The 2,532-nt window shown below is 64.5% G+C and carries 3 protein-coding genes and 1 riboswitch; of the genes, 2 read left to right on the forward strand and 1 reads right to left on the reverse strand.

Features of this window, described 5'->3' with window-relative positions:
• Positions 1–2: 2 nt before the first annotated feature.
• A riboswitch (SAM riboswitch) is annotated at positions 3–80 on the reverse strand.
• Between the two features lie 137 nt (positions 81–217).
• The gene (hisC, locus tag EN914_RS31830) at positions 218–1,327 is read left to right on the forward strand and encodes a histidinol-phosphate transaminase (RefSeq protein WP_024503752.1); all 1,110 of its coding nucleotides are present in this window, start codon (positions 218–220) and stop codon (positions 1,325–1,327) included.
• A 5-nt stretch (positions 1,328–1,332) separates the two neighbouring features.
• Entirely contained in the window at positions 1,333–2,268 is a 936-nt protein-coding gene (locus EN914_RS31835; RefSeq protein WP_024503753.1) for a prephenate/arogenate dehydrogenase family protein, read from the forward strand.
• 7 nt (positions 2,269–2,275) lie between these two features.
• Here EN914_RS31835 and EN914_RS31840 read toward each other — a convergent pair.
• The coding region (locus EN914_RS31840; protein ID WP_245497886.1) for a PfkB family carbohydrate kinase at positions 2,276–2,532 on the reverse strand (257 nt) is incomplete at its 5' end.

Below are 2,532 nucleotides of genomic sequence, written 5' to 3' on the forward strand. Positions count from 1 at the left end.
GTTACAGGATGCAAACGGCCCTTTAGCAAGTTGTTTAACGTGGCTGCAAGCCGACCGGCCAAATCACCACGGAAGTTCGCTCCCCTTCTAGGGCTGTGGCGCGCCGGCGTCAACGGCCTGCCTTGGGCGGGAGGCTGTCGCCTCTCGACATTGCAGGCCACGGCTTGTATTTCCGCTGCGGCTTCCCTCAGGAAGCGTTCTCGACGGATATTGCGACATGAGCCAGACACCGGACCAGGCACGTCCAACCCCGCGCGCGGGCATCATGGACATAGACGCCTATGTGCCGGGCAAGAGCACGGCGCCTGCCGGCGTCGCCAAGGTCCACAAGCTGTCCTCCAACGAGAACCCGCTCGGGCCCTCACCGAAGGCGATCGAAGCCGCGCGCGAGATTGCCGGCAAGCTTGACGTCTATCCAGATGGCACCGCCAGGCGGCTGCGCGAAGCGATCGCCGAGGTGCATGGCCTCAACCCGCAGAACATCATCTGCTCCAACGGCTCCGACGAGATCCTCGGCCTGCTGGCGCAGACCTATCTGGCGCCCGGCGACGAGGCCGTCATCACCGAACACGCCTTCATGGTCTACAAGATCTACATCCAGTCGGCGGGCGCCGTTCCGGTGACGATCAAGGAAACAGACGAGCGCGCCGATATCGACGCCGTCCTGGCCGCCGTCACGCCGCGCACCAAGATCGTGTTCCTCGCCAATCCCAACAACCCGACCGGCACCTATGTGCCATTCCAGGAGGTGCGGCGTCTGCATGCCGCACTGCCGAAGAACGTGCTTCTGGTGCTCGACGCGGCCTATGCCGAATATGTCCGCCGCAACGACTATGAGGCCGGCATCGAACTGGTCGGCAGCGCAGAGAACGTGGTGATGACCCGGACCTTCTCCAAGATCGGCCTTGGCGGGGCGCGGATCGGCTGGATGTATGCGCCGATGCACATCGTCGACGCCATCAACCGCGTACGCGGCCCCTTCAACGTCAATGCGACGGCGATCGAGGCCGGCATCGCCGCCATTCGCGATCGCGCCCATGTCGAGCGCAGCGTGGCGCACAACGAGACCTGGCTGGCCTGGCTGAGTGCGGAATTCACAAAGCTTGGGTTGCGGGTGACGCCCAGCGTCGGCAATTTCATCCTCATTCATTTTCCCGAGGACCAGAAACATTCGGCAGCGGCGGCGGACGACTATCTGACGGCGCGCGGCTATATATTGCGGCGCGTTTCGGGCTATGGCTTTCCCAACGCGCTGCGCATGACCGTCGGTACCGAAGAGGCCAATCGCGGCGTTGTCGCCGCTCTCACGACATTCCTGAAAAGCTAGAAACCATGACATCACCGATGTTTGAAAAGATCGCGCTGGTCGGCATCGGCCTGATCGGCTCGTCGCTGGCCCGCGTCATCCGCCGCGAGGGCCTCGCCCGCCACGTATCCATCTCGACCCGCAGTGCGGCGACGCTGGCACGGGCCGAGGAGCTTGGGCTGGGCGATGGCTATAGCACCGATGCGAGAGAAGCTGTCCGCGATGCCGACCTGGTCATCATTTCGGTGCCGGTCGGCTCGTCCGGCGCGGTTGCCGAGGAAATCGCGCCGGCGCTGAAGCCGGGCGCGATCCTCACCGATGTCGGCTCGACCAAGGCGTCTGTCATTGCGCAAATGCAGCCTTATGTGCCTGAAGGTGTCCATTTCATTCCCGGCCACCCGCTGGCGGGCACAGAAAAATCCGGCCCCGACGCCGGTTTCGCCGACCTGTTCGACAATCGCTGGTGCATCTTCACGCCGCTGCCCGACACCGACCCGGACGCGTTGGAGAGGCTGTCGGAGTTCTGGCGGCGCTGCGGCGCCAACATCGACACGATGGATCCCCAGCATCACGATATGACGCTGGCCATCGTCTCGCATCTGCCGCACATCATCGCCTACAACATCGTCGGCACCGCCGATGATCTGCAGTCGGTGACCAAATCCGAAGTGATCAAATATTCGGCTTCCGGCTTCCGCGACTTCACCCGCCTTGCCGCCTCCGATCCGACCATGTGGCGGGATGTCTGCCTGCACAACAAGGACGCCATCCTCGAAATGCTGGCGCGGTTCTCGGAAGATCTGGCGTCGCTGCAGCGCGCAATCCGCTGGGGCGACGGCGAAAAACTCTTCGACCTGTTCACCCGCACCCGCGCCGTGCGCCGCTCGATCATCGAAGCCGGCCAGGACATCGACGTTCCCGATTTCGGCCGTCAGGCGGTCGAGCACCCCGCGAAGGGCTAGGTCTGTCTCAGGCAGGCCAGGTCTGCGCAACCATGGCCAGCGTCTCGGCTCGGTTCGGCGCGCCAAGCCTGCCGCCGAAGCGCAGGCATTTGAGCGCCGCGGCCGCACTGGCAAACCGCAAAGCCTGCTCGACCGGCATGGCTTCCGCCAGCCCGACGGCGAAGGCGCCGTGAAAGACATCGCCGGCGGCGAGCGTGTCGACCGCCTTGATTTTCGGCGCCGCGACATGGCGCACGCAGCCAGCGCGACGGTCGTGCCACCAAC

Origin of the sequence: Mesorhizobium sp. M7A.F.Ca.CA.001.08.2.1, assembly GCF_003998455.1 — a bacterium.
Taxonomy (GTDB): domain Bacteria; phylum Pseudomonadota; class Alphaproteobacteria; order Rhizobiales; family Rhizobiaceae; genus Mesorhizobium; species Mesorhizobium ciceri.